This window comes from Bacillus sp. YBsi01, from assembly GCF_038406745.1.
GTDB lineage: Bacteria > Bacillota > Bacilli > Bacillales > Bacillaceae > Bacillus > Bacillus siamensis.
In genome coordinates, this window is the sequence record NZ_CP151679.1 from 1154781 (window position 1) to 1172460 (window position 17680).

The 17680-nt window shown below is 45.0% G+C and carries 20 protein-coding genes and 1 pseudogene; 9 read left to right on the forward strand and 12 right to left on the reverse strand.

Going from position 1 to position 17680, the window contains the following annotated elements; translation table 11 throughout:
- Nucleotides 1–57 precede the first annotated feature (57 nt).
- Entirely contained in the window at nucleotides 58–684 is a 627-nt protein-coding gene (cdaS, locus tag AADZ70_RS05600; RefSeq protein ID WP_016936614.1) for a sporulation-specific diadenylate cyclase CdaS, read from the reverse strand.
- Nucleotides 685–961: 277 nt separating this feature from the next.
- On the opposite strand from cdaS, the gene AADZ70_RS05605 reads away from it, so the two are divergent.
- On the forward strand, nucleotides 962–2323 hold the full coding sequence (locus AADZ70_RS05605; RefSeq protein WP_016936616.1) for an MATE family efflux transporter: 1362 nt from the start codon (nucleotides 962–964) through the stop codon (nucleotides 2321–2323).
- A gap of 13 nt (nucleotides 2324–2336) precedes the next feature.
- Nucleotides 2337–3173 (forward strand): STAS domain-containing protein, encoded by an 837-nt coding sequence (locus AADZ70_RS05610; protein ID WP_016936617.1) that lies wholly within the window; start codon nucleotides 2337–2339, stop codon nucleotides 3171–3173.
- A 38-nt stretch (nucleotides 3174–3211) separates the two neighbouring features.
- Here AADZ70_RS05610 and bshB2 read toward each other — a convergent pair whose 3' ends face one another.
- From bshB2 to rarD, 4 genes are all read right to left on the reverse strand, one after another.
- Nucleotides 3212–3877, reverse strand: coding sequence for a bacillithiol biosynthesis deacetylase BshB2 (bshB2, locus tag AADZ70_RS05615; RefSeq protein ID WP_015417637.1), 666 nt, complete (start codon nucleotides 3875–3877; stop codon nucleotides 3212–3214).
- A gap of 17 nt (nucleotides 3878–3894) precedes the next feature.
- A complete protein-coding gene (locus tag AADZ70_RS05620; RefSeq protein WP_016936618.1) occupies nucleotides 3895–4245 on the reverse strand; it encodes a YojF family protein in 351 nt (116 codons plus the stop codon).
- A complete protein-coding gene (locus AADZ70_RS05625; RefSeq protein WP_049628634.1) occupies nucleotides 4242–4520 on the reverse strand; it encodes a hypothetical protein in 279 nt (92 codons plus the stop codon). The genes AADZ70_RS05620 and AADZ70_RS05625 overlap by 4 nt, the downstream gene beginning before the upstream one ends.
- 67 nt (nucleotides 4521–4587) lie before the next feature.
- Nucleotides 4588–5430 carry an EamA family transporter RarD gene (rarD, locus tag AADZ70_RS05630; protein ID WP_231595088.1) on the reverse strand — a complete coding sequence of 281 codons (843 nt, stop codon included), beginning with the start codon at nucleotides 5428–5430 and terminating at the stop codon, nucleotides 4588–4590.
- A gap of 151 nt (nucleotides 5431–5581) precedes the next feature.
- Here rarD and AADZ70_RS05635 point away from each other — a divergent pair, with 151 nt between their 5' ends.
- Nucleotides 5582–6046 carry a hypothetical protein gene (locus AADZ70_RS05635; protein ID WP_016936621.1) on the forward strand — a complete coding sequence of 155 codons (465 nt, stop codon included), beginning with the start codon at nucleotides 5582–5584 and terminating at the stop codon, nucleotides 6044–6046.
- Between the two features lie 34 nt (nucleotides 6047–6080).
- Here the strand turns inward: AADZ70_RS05635 and AADZ70_RS05640 are convergent, their stop codons facing one another.
- Entirely contained in the window at nucleotides 6081–6317 is a 237-nt protein-coding gene (locus tag AADZ70_RS05640) for a hypothetical protein (protein WP_049628635.1), read from the reverse strand.
- A gap of 82 nt (nucleotides 6318–6399) precedes the next feature.
- Between AADZ70_RS05640 and AADZ70_RS05645 the strand changes: the two are divergent.
- Nucleotides 6400–6756, forward strand: a pseudogene (locus tag AADZ70_RS05645) (hypothetical protein).
- A 38-nt stretch (nucleotides 6757–6794) separates the two neighbouring features.
- Here AADZ70_RS05645 and AADZ70_RS05650 read toward each other — a convergent pair.
- Nucleotides 6795–7139 carry a winged helix-turn-helix transcriptional regulator gene (locus AADZ70_RS05650; RefSeq protein WP_016936623.1) on the reverse strand — a complete coding sequence of 115 codons (345 nt, stop codon included), beginning with the start codon at nucleotides 7137–7139 and terminating at the stop codon, nucleotides 6795–6797.
- A 129-nt stretch (nucleotides 7140–7268) separates the two neighbouring features.
- Here AADZ70_RS05650 and AADZ70_RS05655 point away from each other — a divergent pair, with 129 nt between their 5' ends.
- The gene (locus AADZ70_RS05655; RefSeq protein WP_016936624.1) at nucleotides 7269–7877 is read left to right on the forward strand and encodes a nitroreductase family protein; all 609 of its coding nucleotides are present in this window, start codon (nucleotides 7269–7271) and stop codon (nucleotides 7875–7877) included.
- A gap of 44 nt (nucleotides 7878–7921) precedes the next feature.
- Here AADZ70_RS05655 and AADZ70_RS05660 read toward each other — a convergent pair whose 3' ends face one another.
- The gene (locus tag AADZ70_RS05660) at nucleotides 7922–8524 is read right to left on the reverse strand and encodes an alpha/beta hydrolase (protein ID WP_342007854.1); all 603 of its coding nucleotides are present in this window, start codon (nucleotides 8522–8524) and stop codon (nucleotides 7922–7924) included.
- Nucleotides 8525–8526: 2 nt separating this feature from the next.
- Entirely contained in the window at nucleotides 8527–9450 is a 924-nt protein-coding gene (locus tag AADZ70_RS05665; protein WP_342007855.1) for a ring-cleaving dioxygenase, read from the reverse strand.
- 185 nt (nucleotides 9451–9635) lie between these two features.
- Between AADZ70_RS05665 and AADZ70_RS05670 the strand changes: the two genes are divergently transcribed.
- Nucleotides 9636–9836 carry a DUF3311 domain-containing protein gene (locus AADZ70_RS05670; RefSeq protein ID WP_003153716.1) on the forward strand — a complete coding sequence of 67 codons (201 nt, stop codon included), beginning with the start codon at nucleotides 9636–9638 and terminating at the stop codon, nucleotides 9834–9836.
- Nucleotides 9836–11326, forward strand: coding sequence for a sodium:solute symporter (locus AADZ70_RS05675; RefSeq protein ID WP_049628638.1), 1491 nt, complete (start codon nucleotides 9836–9838; stop codon nucleotides 11324–11326). Before AADZ70_RS05670 ends, AADZ70_RS05675 begins: the two co-directional genes overlap by 1 nt.
- A 34-nt stretch (nucleotides 11327–11360) precedes the next feature.
- Here the strand turns inward: AADZ70_RS05675 and AADZ70_RS05680 are convergent, their stop codons facing one another.
- Together AADZ70_RS05680 and bglA are read right to left on the reverse strand one after the other, a co-directional pair.
- Nucleotides 11361–12839, reverse strand: a complete 1479-nt coding sequence (locus AADZ70_RS05680) for a glycoside hydrolase family 30 beta sandwich domain-containing protein (protein WP_342008044.1) — start codon at nucleotides 12837–12839, stop codon at nucleotides 11361–11363.
- Between the two features lie 100 nt (nucleotides 12840–12939).
- Nucleotides 12940–14382 carry a 6-phospho-beta-glucosidase BglA gene (bglA, locus tag AADZ70_RS05685; RefSeq protein WP_064778108.1) on the reverse strand — a complete coding sequence of 481 codons (1443 nt, stop codon included), beginning with the start codon at nucleotides 14380–14382 and terminating at the stop codon, nucleotides 12940–12942.
- 241 nt (nucleotides 14383–14623) lie between these two features.
- On the opposite strand from bglA, the gene AADZ70_RS05690 reads away from it, so the two are divergent.
- Nucleotides 14624–15349, forward strand: coding sequence for a GntR family transcriptional regulator (locus AADZ70_RS05690; protein ID WP_016936631.1), 726 nt, complete (start codon nucleotides 14624–14626; stop codon nucleotides 15347–15349).
- Between the two features lie 54 nt (nucleotides 15350–15403).
- Here AADZ70_RS05690 and AADZ70_RS05695 read toward each other — a convergent pair whose 3' ends face one another.
- A complete protein-coding gene (locus tag AADZ70_RS05695; RefSeq protein WP_016936632.1) occupies nucleotides 15404–16810 on the reverse strand; it encodes a S41 family peptidase in 1407 nt (468 codons plus the stop codon).
- Between the two features lie 146 nt (nucleotides 16811–16956).
- On the opposite strand from AADZ70_RS05695, the gene AADZ70_RS05700 reads away from it, so the two are divergent.
- A complete protein-coding gene (locus AADZ70_RS05700; RefSeq protein ID WP_045926155.1) occupies nucleotides 16957–17658 on the forward strand; it encodes a class I SAM-dependent methyltransferase in 702 nt (233 codons plus the stop codon).
- The last annotated feature ends 22 nt before the right edge of the window (nucleotides 17659–17680 follow it).

Genomic DNA, 17680 nt, shown 5'->3' on the forward strand with positions numbered 1-17680 from the left:
AAGGTAAAGATGTTCACCTTATTAATATTAAATGGGTACAATATTCCCATTTTCTTATTATTTCGTATGAAGCGCCCGCGGCGAAACAAGCGGATACAGCCCGCCGTCTTTAGCAAAGGACATTTTCCCCGTTTCTTCTGAAACAACGAGCACGAGCGCATCAGTCACGGCCGAAAGACCCATCGCGGCCCTGTGGCGTGTCCCGTATTTGACGCCGACATTTTTTGTTGTGAGCGGAAGCACATTGGCCGCCGATATAACCCGGTTTTCTCTGACCAATACGGCTCCGTCGTGAAGCGGATTACCGGGGTAAAAAATACTCTCAATTAAAGCTGAACTGATTTCAGCATGCAGACTTGTCCCTTTTTGTATCATTCCGTCCAGCGGATCTGCCCGTTCAATCACAATCAGCGCTCCGTGCTTCTCTTCTGCCAGGTGCTGCACGGCTCTCGCCAGCTCTGTATAAGAAGGCGTGAAATGTTCGATATATGTCTGCAGGTAAAATGACGAAGCGACAGCCTGCATTTCCTGAAACGTATGTCCAAGTTCATCTAGTTCGCAAAGCAGGCATTGATCTTTTTCATCCAATGTCCGCAGTATCATTGCGGCATCCTCCGTAATTTGTTTCAGATACGTTTGGACGGCAGCGGTAAACGCACTTTCCGTCATTTGAGTGTGGCGCATGTCACATCAGCTCCTTTTCCTTATTTTCTGCATCGCGCGCATGGATATGCGCCTCAATGCGCACGATAATCAAGAAAGGAGGCGGGATTTGTATGGAACTCACAAGGCTGCTGCAGTATATCTGCACCTTTTTAGGCGTCATTTCACTTTCATTCATTTATGCCAAAATGTTTAAAAAGCCGAAACCGGATAAAAAAGAGTAGGCCGGGTTTCATTGCTTTTTATACATAAAATGTTATAATTTCTCTCGTTAAAATAAAGAAACGGGGAACCTAACTTGAGAGAAACGAACACGATCGGCCAAAAGGTCAGACAGCTGTTACATATCTTCATTCCGATTTTGATAACACAGGTCGGTCTTTCTTTGATTACCTTTTTGGACACGGTGATGTCAGGGAAAGTGAGCGCCGCGGATTTAGCCGGCGTTGCAATCGGTTCAAGCCTGTGGACACCGGTTTATACGGGACTGGCAGGAATTTTGATGGCCGTTACGCCCGTTGTGTCGCAGCTGTTAGGAGCAGGCAGACAAAAGGAAGCGCCGTTTTCCGTCATTCAGGCCGTTTACGTAGCGGCCATTCTCAGTGCGGCGGTCATCCTTATCGGCTTTTTCACTGTTGATGTGATTTTGGGACATTTGGGCCTGGAACCTCGTGTCCGGACGATCGCCAAACACTTTTTAGGGTTTTTATCCCTTGGCATTTTCCCTTTGTTTGTGTACGCCGTTTTGCGCTCGTTTATCGATGCACTGGGCAAAACGAGAGTCACTATGCTTATTACGCTCTGCTCACTGCCCATCAATTTTGTCTTGAATTATGTGTTTATTTTCGGGAAATTCAACATGCCGGCATTGGGAGGAGTCGGTGCGGGGCTTGCTTCCGCCCTGACTTACTGGTGTATTTGCGTTATCAGCTTTTTTATCGTCTCAAGATTTGAGCCGTTTGCCGGGTACTCTGTATTTCGGAAACTGTACCGGTTTTCTCCGTCTGAATGCAGAAAGCTTTTGAAAATCGGTTTGCCTATCGGTTTTGCCGTATTTTTTGAAACGAGCATTTTTGCGGCTGTCACACTGCTTATGAGCCATTTCCAGACGGTGACGATTGCAGCCCACCAAGCGGCAATGAATTTTGCTTCCCTCTTGTATATGCTGCCGCTCAGCGTATCCATGGCGCTGACCATATTAGTCGGCTTTGAAGCAGGGGCAAAGCGCTACAGGGATGCCCGGTCATACAGCTATATCGGCATTGTGATGGCCCTTTGTTTTGCTTTATGCACGGCTGCTTTCATTTTGCTGTTCAGACCGCAAATCGCCGGAATGTATACATCAGAACCGGACGTGCTTATGTTGACGCAGCACTTTTTAATCTATGCTTTGTTTTTCCAGCTTTCTGATGCCGTGGCAGCTCCGATACAAGGCGCTCTGAGAGGATATAAGGATGTCAATTATACACTCGGTGCGGCTTTTGTTTCGTATTGGATCATCGGGCTTCCTCTCGGTTACGCAGTCGGCACTTATACGAGCCTCGGGGCATACGGCTACTGGATCGGTTTAATTGCGGGACTCGCCGCAGGTGCTGTCGGATTATTCTTCAGACTGCTCAAGCTGCAAAAGCGTGATGTGAAAAAAATGATGATTTCATAGAGGAGGAACAGAAATGCCAACACATAAACTGCTGTACGATTATTTAACCGAACGGGCGGAGGAAATCAGTCAGACATGGTTTGATACCCTTCATGATACGGATCCTGATTCTGTTTATGCTTCTTCTGACCCGGCGGTAATCACGAATCTGAAAAAACAAAATCTGACGTTTAATTATCAAATCAATCGGATTTTTTCTGAGAAGAAGGAAGTTTATACAGCGGCATTGGAGAAGTGGGCGTTCGAAGCCGCACAGGATAAAGAACATTTAAAAACTCCTATCCATTACATCATTCGCGAGTTTATCAGAGTTCGTGATTTGTATGTCGGCCATGTAAAGCAGTTTACCAAACTGCATTCAGACACCGTCACAGAAGAAGATGCTGAAGATATATTCCATACGCTGATTAAATCATTTGATGTGGTCATTCATATTTTCATAGAAGAGATGTATAAAAACACACACATTCAGCTTGAAGCGCAAAAGGAGTTGATCACTGAGCTGAGTTCGCCTGTCATAGTGCTGTTTGACAATGTCGGACTGCTGCCGCTGATCGGGGATATTGACACGGCAAGAGCCAAAATGATCTTAGAAAATACGCTGCACCAATGTTCTGAGAAACGGATCACGCAGCTGTACATTGATTTATCAGGCGTGGCCATGATTGATACGATGGTTGCCCAACAGCTTTTCACTTTAATTGAATCACTCGGAATGCTCGGCGTGAAAGCGACATTATCCGGAATCCGGCCTGAAATCGCCCAAACCGCGGTGCAGCTCGGCCTGAGTTTTTCAAATTTATCAATACGGTCTTCGCTTGCGGAAGCGATCGCTTCCGATCTGACATAAAAAAAGGATAAGGCTGAAACGCCTTATCCCTTTTTTTATCAGTCTTTCCACGGATATGTCCAATACACTTCTTCTTCAAACCAGGTTTGGAGAACCGGCTCGTTATTTTTTATTTTTTCTTCCAGCTCTCTCAGCATACCTTCTGTTTGAGTGCGGTGCGCTTTTAAGGCATTCATTTTAATATCGGCGACCTCTTTAATATCAAGAATGACATCAGGCTTGCCGACGGCTTCCTCCCTGTTGCGGGTGATGGCCATGCAAAGCGTGCGCGGGCGGTCCTCTTTTTTCTTTCTGTAAAGCGCTCTGATGACCGCTTCGCCGCATGCATCATGATCCGGATGGACGCCGTGTCCCGGATAGAATGTGACAATCAGACTCGGTTTTACATCGTCGATAATCTCTTCCATCATATCCGCGAGCCACTCGTCATCTTCAAATTCAAGTGTTTTATCACGAAGCCCGAGCATTCTCAGGTCAGTGATATCCATTGCTTTACATGCGTCTATCAGCTCTTGCTTTCTTAACAGCGGCAATGTTTCACGGTTTGCGAAAAAGGGATCCCCCATGTTTCTGCCCATTTCTCCAAGCGTTGCGCATGCATACGTAACGGGAATATCTTTTTGTCTGTGTAAAGCAATCAGCCCTGCCACTCCGTATGATTCATCATCAGGGTGAGGCAGGATGACGAGTACGTGTTCTTTCATGATTTTCACCCTTTTCTTTAAACTGTAAACGGCTTTTCGCTGATTTGAAGCGAAATCGCCAATTTTCCGCCCGGCAGATGCCCTGCCATTAACAGACGGTCTTCGTCATCTACTGTATATTCAGTCAGGCCTTCTGCATAAATCCAGCCCTCTTCAGTTTTCAAACCGACGCGGTACGGGCCGTTCCCTTTGATTTTCGCCTGATGGTACGTCACTTTTGCATTGCGTATATAGGCTACAACCGTCATGTTTTTCTCATTCAGATGCGCTGAATAAGAACCGGTCGTTGTTTCCAAATGGATATATACAGGACGATCGGCAAATCGTTCTAAAGAAGTTTGCACATCTTCTTTTATGATCGCTTTCATAGCTGCTCCCCTCTTTCTTCTTTTAAAAATTGCAATCGCTTCGTATGTAGTTCAACCAATTCATATTTCTCAATCGGCTGCAGCCGGGAATCTACAATTCGCTGCACCGCCAGAGCAAACTTTTCCTCGGGCGTCTTTCGGAGCCTCGGATGTGTTCTTTGATCAAGCAGTTCCAGATCAATTGCCTTCTCCGCTTCTTCAAGGGTTGAAGCCGGGAGTGTGCGATTGTTCCACAGCGCCTGATAGGCTTTTACGATGTGTTTATCAGTGCCCATTGTACAGCTCCTTTACATACTCGTAATGATTATACATAATTTAAGCTATCACTGGAAAGCGAAAGGCTTAGCGGCTTTTTAACGGCCGTTTCCATTTTATCTGTGAAAAGGTAAACAAGAGCAATGCTGCCCATATACAAATGAAGGTAAACGCTTTTTGCCCGGAAAACGGCTCATGATATACAAATACGCCGAGCATAAGGGTAATGGTGGGCGATATATATTGCAAAATGCCGACTTGATACAGCGGCAATCGCTTTGCCCCTTCTGCAAACAGTAACAGCGGCAGGGCTGTAAATACGCCTGCGAAAAAAAGGAGCGCCCATGTTTCTGCACCCAAGGACCCGGAAGTGCTCCCGTCAGCCGCATAACCTAAATAAATAAGAGCAGCCGGAGTAATCAGAAGCGTTTCCAAAGTCAGTCCGATTGTGCTGGACATGCGGGTTCTTTTTTTGCATAGGCCGTACAGGCCGAAACTGAACGCGAGCAGCAACGCGATATAAGGAACTGCACCATACTGAAACGCAGATATGATCACGGCCGCTCCGGCAATCGAAACGGCTGCTGTTTGCAGTCTGTTCAGCTTTTCTTTAAAAAATAGGATGCCCAAAAGAACGGAAACGAGCGGATTAATATAGTAACCGAGACTTGCTTCAAGCAAAAAGCCGTGGTTAACTGCCCATATGTACACAAACCAATTAATGGATATTAAAACAGAAGCGAAAAAAAGCGCCAGCAGGCCCCCTTCAGATTTTAAAAGACACAGTTCACGCCATCCGGTTTTCCATTTTTTAAGCACAGTTAAAAGCACACACATGAAAACAAACGACCATATAATTCTGTGAGCTAAAATGTCCAATGCGGGTATATGTTCAAGCAGCTTCCAATAGACCGGAAACAGTCCCCACATGGCAAATGAACAAGCGGTATAAATAATCCCTTTTCTTGCGGTATTCCCTTGCACGGCCTTCCCCTTCCTTTCTGTAAACAGATTATATTATATCACGGGAAGGTTATGGCGGGCATATACTATGTTGTCCGTTAAGAAAGGGTGAGATGCCGTGTTTGATTGGAACAGATATTTTCCCTTCCAAAATCAGTTCTCTAAGGAAACGTTTAAAAATGCAGATCCGAAAGATGTGGAGACATATGTCAACCGAGTAATGGAAAGTGTATTCGGCGCCGGTTATGCCGGGCAGTTCCCTTTTCGCGACCCGATGTCCCAAAAGGCCGAGCCGGTCGAAGCAGAACCGCCCAAGCCGGAAATTGACCTGTTTGAAACATCCGATCATGTTTTTGCGAAAATTCCCGCTGAGCAGGATGAACTCGACCGGATCAGGATTAAGCATACGTCACACAGCCTCGTGGTAGAGAACAGCAGTCTGGCGGAAGGAAAAAAAGAAATTGTTCTTCCGAGCCTCGTCAAACGGAAAGGAACAAAGGCAGTCTATAAAGACGGGATGATTGAAGTCATGTTTTCAAAACTGGAAGACTACAATTTATCGGAAGTGGAGATTTTAAGATAAAAAAACGGCCCGCGTGATGCAGGCCGTTTTTTCTTTAATAAAATGGCGGGTAACCGCCGACTCCCGGCCCGAAACCGCCATATGGGCCTCCGTATCCGTAACCGGCGAAACCGTACGGATACCGGGGTCTCGTAAAACCTGTGGCAATCACGCCTCCTAGAAGACCGCCTAAAAATCCGCCGAATAAAGGAGCGCCGAACAAAAAAGGACTTCTCACCGGAAATCCGGCAGGTCCGAAATTCCCGCGATACAACGCATGACGAGGGTACATGTTTTTCCTCCTTTATGTCTGCTTATTCTTAAAGGTATTCATAAAGTGCGGAAATTGATTGGGCGATAGATAAAAGTGATGGATGTTGGTTAGTGAGTTGTAATGCGGATTTAAAGGATTAGAGGAAAGTCCTGTTTGCAATGGCGTATATCATAAAACATTTGATATTTGCTCCTGCTGCGGGTTTGAGTTCGGCTACAGTGAAGACCATGATGTAAGATTAGGGTTTATTGTAACGCCTGATCATTTACTTGAAGCGGCATTTCAATTGTACCGGAAACAGTAGATTGAGAGAGGGATGAGATTATTTTCTCCAGATGATGTTCCGGCGGAATGTAAAAATGGTCATTCCCTTACATTCGATGCTTTATTGAGGCAATTAAAAGGCTTAAATCTCGATCTGAGCAATTTTGACATCAATGGTTTTGACAAATATTGACTATTTCATTAAGAAAAGGCTGCCTTGGGCAGCCTTTGTTATTCATGACATGATTCGTCTTTGACAGGTCCCCCGGGCTCGCAAAAACTGTCTGCCCATTTTTGCATTTCCTGAAAAACGGCTTGCAGGGCCATGCCTTTATCAGTCAGCTTATAAATGACTTTGACAGGCGTTTCAGGCAGCACCTGGCGCTCGACGATCTCATTTTGTTCCAGCTCTTTGAGCCGCTCCGCGAGCATTTTTTGGCTGATCGTCGGTATGGTTTCGGTCATATCTTTAAAACGTTTCGGCCCGTCTATCAGTACATGGATAATGAGGCCGTTCCAGCGCTTTCCCAAAAGAGAAAAAGCGGATTCCATTTTAGGACACATTGTATATCCCATGTGAGTTCATCCCTTCATCTATGAATTGACAAGTTTTCTGTAATCCATTAAAATTAGTTCTCAAGTTACATTTAGTAAGCTTCTAACTTTTCTATTATAATAACACGTTTATCCGAAGGAGGAAACAAGATGACATCCGTATTAGACGTTTTGAAAGAACGCGCATCCGTTAAAGAATACGATAAAGATGCGGTCATTACAAAAGAGGAATTAACAGAACTTCTGGACATTACAACGCAAGCCCCTTCCGCCTGGAACCTTCAGCATTGGCATTTCCAAGTATTCCACAGTGATGAGGCAAAAGCTGCCCTGCTTCCGGTTGCCTTTAATCAAAAACAGATTATTGACTCTTCAGCTGTCATTGCCGTATTAGGCGACTTAAAAGCAAACGAAAATGGTGAAGACGTTTATGCTGAACTGGCTGAGCAAGGCAATATTACAGAAGAAATCAAACAGACGCTGTTAAGCCAGATTAACGGTGCATACCAAAATGAACAGTTTGCCCGTGATTCAGCATTTTTAAACGCTTCTTTAGCGGCGATGCAGCTGATGATTGCTGCAAAAGCTAAAGGCTATGATACTTGCGCGATCGGCGGATTTAATAAAGAGCAATTCGTGAAGGAATTCGACGTGAGCGAACGTTTCGTTCCCGTCATGCTGATTTCAATCGGTAAAGCCGTTAAGCCTGCGCACAAAAGCAACCGGATCCCTGTATCACAAGTGTCAACTTGGCTGTAAGATGAAAAAAACCCTTAGTCCGCTTAAACGGACTAAGGGTTTTTTTATAGGAATCGCTCACTGTACCAGGTTCGTGCCTGCTCGGCTTCCTGCTGTGTGAGCTGATGGCCGCCCTCCTGCCAAACAAGAGAAACGGATGCACCAGCAGCAGTCAGATATTGATAAAGCTCCTCCGATTCTTCTTTTGTACAAAGCGGATCCCGCTTCCCCGCACCGATAAAAACAGGAAGCCCTGCCATATCAGGGAGCTTCACTCCGCGAATCGGCACCATCGGATGATGAAGAACCGCCCCTTTCAGTACGTCTTTATAATGAAACAAAAGACTTGCCGCAATGTTGGCGCCGTTTGAATAGCCGGCAGCAAGCACGTTTTCTCTGCTGAATCCGTACATTTGCGCCGCTTCATCAATAAAATTCTTTAATTCTTCCGTCCGTTCAATTAAATCTTTCTCGTCAAATACGCCTTCTTTCAGCCGCTTAAAAAAACGGGGCATGCCGTTTTCAAGCACTGATCCTCTGACCCCGAGCAAGCTTGCTTTCGGATCTATAAAACGTCCGAGCGACAGAAGATCGTGTTCATTTCCCCCCGTTCCGTGCAAAAGCAGCAGAACATTTTCTGACGTTCCCTGTTCAAATACATGTTTCATCATCATTCTCCTTTCTCCATTTTGGGAAGAATAGCGGTAATTTGACCGCGGTGCTCTTCCAGCCATTCCGGAAGTTTCAGCTCTGTACCGAGATTTTCAAAGGATTCATCCGTCATAAATCCCGGTTCATCGGTTGCCATTTCAAATAAAATGCCGCCGCTTTCTCTGAAATAGATTGATGTAAAGTAAGATCTGTCAAGAATGTCAGATGAAGCAAGATGAGAAGCAGCAAGAATATTCTTCCATTCCGCCTGCTCTTTTTTAGTGGTGCGGAAAGCGACATGATGAACTGTCCCGTAACCGCCGACACCTGCTTCTTTCGGCGCAAGGTCAACATCAATGATATGTCCGATCCGTGCCTCCGATTGCAGTCTGACAATCTGATTTTCTTCCCCTGTCTTTGAATAACCGAAGCGTTCCATTAGAAATTGAATGGTTGCTTCAGGACGGTACGAGTACAGTAGAACCCCCCTCATGCCTGTAATCGCTTCTTTTTCAGTAATGCCCGCAGGAGTCCATTCACTCTGTCCGCTTCTTTCATCTTCCATTATGGCAAGCGGCAGGTCTTCTGTATCATCAAAGAGAAGCACTTGTTCAGAATGCATAGTCTGCTCTTTTACAGGTATGCCGTTTTCTTCAAGCCGGCGCTGCCAAAACGCGAGTGCCCCTTTCGGCACAGAGAAATAAATTCTTCCGGCCTGCCCTTTTCCCACGGTGCCCGGGCGGCTGCCCTGAAAAGGGAAAAATGTAATAATCGTGCCGGGTTCTCCGTTTTGGTTGCCGAAATAAAAATGATACGTGGCCGGGTCATCAAAATTAACAGTTTTTTTAACGAGCCGCAAGCCTAATACTTCAGTATAAAACCGCAGATTTTCAGCAGGATCTTTCGCAAATGCGGTAACATGGTGCAATCCTTGAGTATTCATTGTATTCACTCCTAAATATCTTGACTTCGAGATATTAACTATTCTAATTTACTATGAATGAAGTTGCAACTAAAGTGTTTCGGTTAAAAAAGTAATAGAATTCTTTTTTTTCTGAAAAATATCTTGTGATCTTATCTGACAACTGCTATGATAAGGAGCATTATCAGGTTTCAGGAGGAAAGTAAATGGTCAGAAAAGCACTAATTTTCGTTCTTATTTTAATCCCTTTCAGCCAGCTGGCTCTTTTGTCAGTCGCTAATCGGGTTCATCCGATCATCATCGGGCTGCCGTTTTTTCATTTCTGGCTGCTTTTATGGATCGCAGTCACTCCATTATGTTCGTTTCTTATTTATAGACTGCAGAAGAAACAAGGAGGACTGGACTGATGCCCGCAAATATAACAGCATTGATCATTACAGCCGTCATCGTTTTAACCGTTGTCTGCATCGGCTTTATAGCCGGGAGAGACAAATCATCACGCACTTCTGTTGAAGAATGGTCTGTGGGGGGCAGACGGTTCGGCGGGCTGCTCGTCTGGTTTTTAGTCGGCGCGGACCTCTATACGGCTTATACGTTTTTAGGCTTGACAAGCACCGCCTACACAGGGGGAAGCGTAGCTTTTTTTGCAATTCCGTATTCTGTTTTGGCGTATTTTATTGCTTATTTCTTTCTGCCGAAGCTGTGGAAAGTGGCAAAAATCCATAAATTAACGACGCTTGCCGATTACGCCCGTGAGCGCTTTGACAGTAAGCTTTTGGCCAGTCTTGTCGCCATTGTCGGCGTTCTTATGCTCATTCCTTATATCTGTCTCCAGCTGAGCGGCATTCAGGATACGCTTCAAGTGGCCGGAACAGGTGTCATTAATGTTAATATGGTCGTTATCATCTCCTTTATTCTTGTAGCGCTGTATACCTTTTTCAGCGGAATTAAAGGGCCGACGTTTACGGCAATTATTAAAGACATTCTGGTATGGGTGATTATGCTGTTTATGGTCGTGTCGCTCCCGCTGATCCATTTTCACGGGTGGACACCGATGATTCACACCTTGGCGGAAAAAGCGCCGCAAATGCTGACGATCCCAGACTCGGGGCCGAAAGGAATTCCTTGGTTTATCACCGCTTCCATCGTATCTGCCTTGGCGCTCTTTATGTGGGCGCATGCGGCAACTGGTGTATTCACGGCAAAAAGCGCGGATGCCGTCCGCAAAAACAGCATGTTTCTTCCGCTTTATAATATTGTTTTGATTCTTGTTATTTTTCTCGGCTTTATCGCATTTCTTGTCCTGCCGGAAGATACTAATCCGCGGCTCGCTTTATTGAAGCTGATTCAAACGTCATACGGCGGGGTCGCCCAAGGCTTTGCTTATTCCACGATCGCTCTTGCGTCTTTGATTCCCTGCTCTATTATGGCGATCGGAGCATCAAACTTATTTGCGAATAACTTATATCGGGATTTGATTCACCCGAATGTGTCACCAAACAAGCTGACGATGATCACCCGTTCAATGGTATTTGTCGTCATCGGGCTCGCGCTTTTATTCGGCATGCTGTTCCCGACTGCGCTCGTTACGCTTCAGCTTCTCGGCGTTTCCGGCATGGTGCAGATCTTTCCGGCGATCGCCGTCAGTCTGTTTTGGAAGAATCAAACGAAAGAAGCGACAATTATCGGCCTTCTCGTCGGTCTTATCGTGACATTCACGGTAAATATCACCCAATCCGCCCACGGTATATATGAAGGCTTTTGGGGTTTGACCGCTAACATGGCAGCCGTTATTATCCTTAACCCGTTTTTTGTAAAAAAAGCGGCTTCAAACGCCGTCAAAGACGGCTTATTCAAAAAAGCGCCCTCTGATAAACTGAATCAAAAAGGCGCTTAACAAAAAAAGCCGGCACATCAATGTGCCGGCTTTTTTACTTTTTGTGCTGCCATTTGTAGGTGGCGACGGTTTTTGCCGGGATGACGGCTTCAAACTGCCGATTCCCTGAAACAACGTGGAATTTTTGGTCGGCGGATGTCTGGTTGATTACGACTGTTACAATAGATTGATCAGGATTAAGGAACGAGACATTCGTGACGCTATTTTTGGAGCCGTAATTACTTTCTATCCGTTTGGCTCCGCGCTCGACAAATTTTGAAAAATTGCCTGTCATATGATAGATCGGGATATTCCAATAGCGGTCAGGGTTTTTAGCATCCTGAATAAACAGCGTCGGGTCCGGGGTGCCTATCCAATGGTGCGTCTTGATTTGACTGTCGAGCATCGTCACCCACGCATTGTAGCTGGACGCGCCATTGCGGAAATACTGCGCGATCCGGTCCGCCCCTGCCGTCCCCCAGACGGACCGCTCCGTTAAGTGAATGGATTTATCGGGGTACCTTCTTCCGATTTCCGACATAACGGAAAGGTCTCCGTCATAATCATGGAAAGCAATGCCGTCTGCCGCCTGATTTCCTTTTTTATCATCTAAAATCGGCGGAATATAGTTCCACGCCCCGCTTGCATTGTGATCATAAATCCAAATTTTCGTGTCAATTACGTGTTTTTTCACTTCTTTTTTCACGGCTATCGCCAGTTTGCGCTGCTGAGACGGCGGCATGTACATGCTCGGATAGTCGATTTCCAGCAAAGGTTCATTTTGAAGGGTCATCGCATAAATCGGGATTCCCTGCTTTTCGTATGCTTCAATAAATTTGCGGAAATAAACGGCCAGCTCACCGATATATTGATTTTTCAGCTTTCCCCTTTTGAGGTTTTCATTCGTTTTCATCCATGCCGGCGGGCTCCACGGTGAGGCAATGATTTTCAGCTTCGGATTGATCGCCAGCGCTTCTTTGATTGTTGATGTAATGTGTAAATCAATATCCTTTTGAATCGAGAAATTTTTGAGTTGTGGATCTTTTTGGCCCTCAGGCATATCATCATATGTGTAAAATTCCTGTGCCGTAAAATCTGATGTCCCTATCGTTATGCGCATGACGTCCATGCCGATGCCTTCATTGGGATCAACCAGTTTTTTTAACACTTCTTTTCTTTTTCCGGGAGACATTTTCGATAAATTATGGATGGTCGATTCTTCCAAAGATGATCCTATGCCTAACACACTTTGATAACGGTGCGATGGATCAATATACACGGCAGCGGAGTCAGAAGGCTTCTTTTTTGTCAATGTCAGGGGTGTTTGTTCGTCTAAGGCATAATTCACTTCTTTTGGCCCGTCATACCACGTACGGGAAGCCGGATCTTTTTCCGAGCTGTACCACACCCTGACTTTATTTTTGTCCGGAGCATTCCGATCAGCCGCATGTGCTTCGGTTTCCAAGCTGCTTGAAAATAGAAAGGAAAGCAAAAGAAAAACAACCGTAATGGACAGACCTTTTTTAAAAAACATTATCATCATTCCCTTCCTGGTTTATGAATACGCTTTCAAATATACTGATAAAGAGAAGGCTTCACACAGTTTGTGAAGCCTTCTCTTTTAACATACACCTTTAGAATACATATGAGCCGTTTGTTTCAATCACTTTTTTATACCATTCAAATGAGTCTTTCTTGAATCGCTTCATTGACCCATTGCCTTCATTATCCCGATCAACATAAATCATACCGTAGCGTTTTTTCATTTCACCGGTTGTAAATGATACGATATCGATAATTCCCCATGGTGTATACCCCATTACATCCACACCATCATATGTGACCGCTTTTTCCAAAGCTTTTATATGTGACGCTAAATATTCAATTCTCGCTGTGTCATGGATTGAACCGTCCTCTTCTAACGTGTCAATAGCGCCGAATCCGTTTTCCACGATAAATAAAGGTATCTGGTAGCGGTCGTATAAGCGGTTTAATGTGTACCGTAAACCGGTCGGATCAATTGCCCAGCCCCAATCACTCGCTGTAATATAGGGATTTTCCACACCGTTTGGCAATCCTCCGTTTACGACATCCCCGGTATTATCGTTTATCACGTCACTTTTTACGGTAGTGGACATGTAATAACTGAATCCGAGATAATCCACCCTGCCGTTTTTCAAAATCTCTTCATCACCGTCTTCAAAGCGAATCCGGTAGCCCTCTCTTTCAAACTCTTTTAATGCATAACTCGGATAATATCCGCGAACCTGCACATCCGGGAAGAAAAAGCGCTGCCTCATCGTTTCCTCAGCCAGCATCACATCTTCCGGATTGGATGAGTAAGGATAAATCGGGACATGTGATACCATCGCTCCGATCCTGAAATCGGGGTTGATTTCCTTTCCCTTTGAAACAGCCAATGCACTTGCCAGCAATTCGTGGTGGCCGGCCTGGTACATGACTTCTTTTGCGTTTTCGTTTTCTTTGACGGCGACACCTGAGTTCGTCCATAAAAAGATCGGATTATTCACATCCATCTTGTTGTTGATTTCGTTAAACGTCATCCAATACTTCACTTTATGTTTATAGCGTTCAAAACACACTTCAGCGAACTTTACAAAAAAGCCGATTGTTTTTCTGCTTCTGAAACCCCCGTATTCCCTCGCCAAATGCAGCGGCATCTCAAAATGCGACAACGTAATCACCGGTTCAATCCCATACTTCAGCAATTCATCAAACACCCGGTCGTAAAAAGCCAATCCTTCCTCGTTAGGCTCCGTTTCATCACCTTTAGGAAAAATTCTGCTCCAGCCGATAGAGGTTCTTAAACATTTCAGTCCCAGCTCGCTGAATAATGCGATGTCCTCTTTATAACGATGATAAAAATCTATGGCTTCATGATTCGGGTAAAATTCCCGCTCTTCAATTGTATCTGTTATTTTCCGGGGCACACCATGCGCGCCCGCCGTCATAACGTCCACTACACTCGGCCCTTTACCGCCTTTGTTCCAGCCCCCTTCAAATTGATGGGCGGCTAGAGCGCCTCCCCATAAAAAGTCTTTTGGCAATGTTCCCATCATTCATGTCCTCCTTTTTTGACCGCCGCTTGTTACGCCGAATAGATCCGCTTTGCAAGATTGGAAGAATGCTTTGCATTTACATGAAAAGTCAGTTTTCTCATTATACATTAACATTATAATTGTACCGGTACAATTTATCAATGCATAAACAATCATATTTATTTCACAAAATGGCTTTTCAAAACGATTATGCTATAATTCTGAAAGAAGCGGGACAATAAATGAATGAGGAATGTATATGTTAAAATACCAGCAAATCGCGATGGATATTGAAAAATACATAGAAGAGCATCAGCTTCAGCAAGGGGATAAACTTCCTGTGCTGCAAACCTTAATGACCCAGTTTAACGTGAGCAAAAGCACGATCACAAAGTCCTTGGATCTATTAGAAAAAAAGGGAATTGTGTTTCAAGTCAGAGGAAGCGGCATTTTTGTCAGGCGGAATAAAAGAAAAGGGTATATCAGCCTGCTTTCTAATCAGGGATTTAAAGAATCGCTTGAAGATTTTAATGTCACCTCCAAATTATTGGCGCTGGAAGTGAGAAAGCCCACACCTGAGGCTGCGCAAAATCTGAATATGCCGTCTGACGGCGAGGTGTATTATGTCAAACGTATCCGGTATATTGACGGGAAGACATTATGTATCGAGGAGTCATTTTACAACAAATCGATTATTCCGTACTTGAATAAAGAGATCGTATCAGAATCAATATTTGATTATATTAGGGAAGGTCTCGGATTGAAGCGCGGTTTTTCGGATCTATATTTGTATGCGGGGATGTTAAATGAAGAAGAAGCGGAGTACTTAGGACTGTTTACAGGAGCGCCTAAGCTTTGCGTTGAAACGATTTTTCATTTAACCAACGGCCAGCCGTTCGACTTTTCAAAAGTCACCTATCACTATGAACAATCGCAGTTTTTCATTCAGGCGAACAGCTACCTTTTTGAACAGGAAACGACGTAAGCAGGATTGCAAACAGAAAACACCCAATGCGTGACAGACGCACTGGGTGTTTTTTTACTTCTTCATGTTCTGATTTAATGTTTCAACGGCTTTTTTCATTTGTGTATCGTTGTCTGCAAGCTGTTTTTGCAGATCTGTCATCAATTTTGCCGTTGTGTCTCCTGTTAAAATGCCTGTTTCTTTCAGTTTCTCTTTTGCCTGAAATTGTTTGACGGCTTGTTCAAATGCTTTGTCATATGTGCCGTTTACATTCACGCTGTATCCCAGCGCTTTCAGCATTTTTTGCGCATTGGTGACGTCCGTTCCGGAATCCCCGTATTTGTACGTTTTTTTTGCATCTAAAAACGGCAGGTTCGCATAATCAGGCAGCTTAACCTGATATTGCGGTTTGATGCCTTTTTTATGAATCCACTCTCCGTCCGCTGTCAGCCATTTTGCGATTGTCAGTTTAACGGTTGAACCGTCGCTGTAATCTTTTGCCGTCTGAACGGTCCCTTTTCCGAACGTTTTCTCTCCGATCAGCGGAATCCCCGATGATTCATGCAGCGCAGCTGACATGATTTCCGCGGCGCTCGCGGTGCCGTCATTGACGAGGACGACTGTCGGTTTTGTCACTTTTCGCTCTTTCGTTGCTTTCATGACCTCTTTCGTGCCGTCTTTGTATTCGACCTGCATAATATTTTTCCCTTTATCGATAAACATGTTGCTCATTTTGATGGCTTCATCCATCAGGCCGCCCGGGTTGCCTCTTAAATCCAGAATGTATCCTTTCGCTCCTTGTTTTTCGAGTTTGTCAATGGCTGAATTCAGCTCTTTTGCCGTCGATTCGGAGAAAGACGTGATTTGGATTTCGCCGATGTCTCCTTTTTTCATTTCAGAGTACACCGTTTCAACCGGAATGGTGTCACGTTTGATCGACAGGTTCAGATCGCCGACACCCGCTCTGTGCAGCACAAGCTTGACGCTTGTCCCTTTTTTGCCGCGGATTAACGCGACGGCTTCGTTTACATTCAGGCCTTTGACGCTTTTGCCGTCAACCTTCAAGATCTGATCATTCGGTTTAATCCCCGCTTTTTCCGCAGGAGATCCTTTGATCGGCGATACGATCAGAATGCTGCCGTCCTTTTCTTCCACTTGTGCGCCGATACCTTCAAACGAAGCGGAAATTGTTTCTTCAAATGACTTTCCTTCCTGAGGGTCCATATAAGAAGAATACGGATCATCCAGGGAACTGATCATGCCTTTTATCGCTCCGTCTACTAATTTGCTGTCATCTGTTTTTTGATAGTAATCACTTTTAATCTGCTCATAGGCTTTATTGAATTTCTCAAATTTGCTGTTCGTCAAAGCAGCCGAGCCTTGTCCGAAAATGGTCGTATTGCCCGTAATAAACAGCGTAAGCGCCGAGGCTGCGACCGCAGTGATCAATATGATAAAAAACAGTTTAAATTGCCGCTTCAAGAAAACACCACCTTTTTATTCTTACATTATTATCATAGACGAACGCTCATTCGTCAACTTCAAACGTGAGGCGCCCTTCTTTCCCGATTACCCAAACCTATGCTTTTCTCCCAACATATGCTGAGGAAGAAAGGAGGATTCGGACTTTGAGCAAATATTTAGAAATGCTGTCCTTATTCGGAGTCGGAGGGGCTCACCCCGGCGGACTCGCTTTTTCTAAAGCCGTTCTCGCAAAAGCGGCTCCTCCTTCTGGCGAGCCGATCCTTGACGCCGGCTGCGGAACGGGACAGACGGCCGCTTATCTCAGCCACCTGCTGTATCCCGTCACCTGTGTTGATAAGGATCCCCTTATGCTTGAAAAGGCAGCAAAGCGATTTGCCGCTGAAGGCTTAACCATTCAAAGCTATTTGGCGGAGCTTGAGCGGCTTCCGTTTACTGAAAATCAGTTTTCTGCCGTTCTCTCTGAATCAGTTCTCACCTTTTCAAAGCTTGATTCATCGCTGTCTGAAATACTGCGGGTCCTTAAACCAGGGGGCATGCTGATCGGCATTGAGGCAGCTTTGAAAAAACCCCTGCCGGAAAACGCTGTCACGCAGTTAAAAGACTTCTACGGTTTTACCGTATTGCAGGATGAAGCGGCATGGAAGCAGATACTGCTTCAGCAAGGCTTTCAAAAAGCGGATTTCATTCCCGCTTTCTATGAAAACAATGCGCAGGAACCGACTACAGAAATGGATTTATCGCCCGTTATCCAGCCGGTTCACTACGATACGCTGACGGCTCATTACGATCTTATGCAGAAGTACGGTGAATATATGGGACACTGCGCTTTTGTCGCTTACAAGTAAAACGGCGATTGTCCTCCTGTTT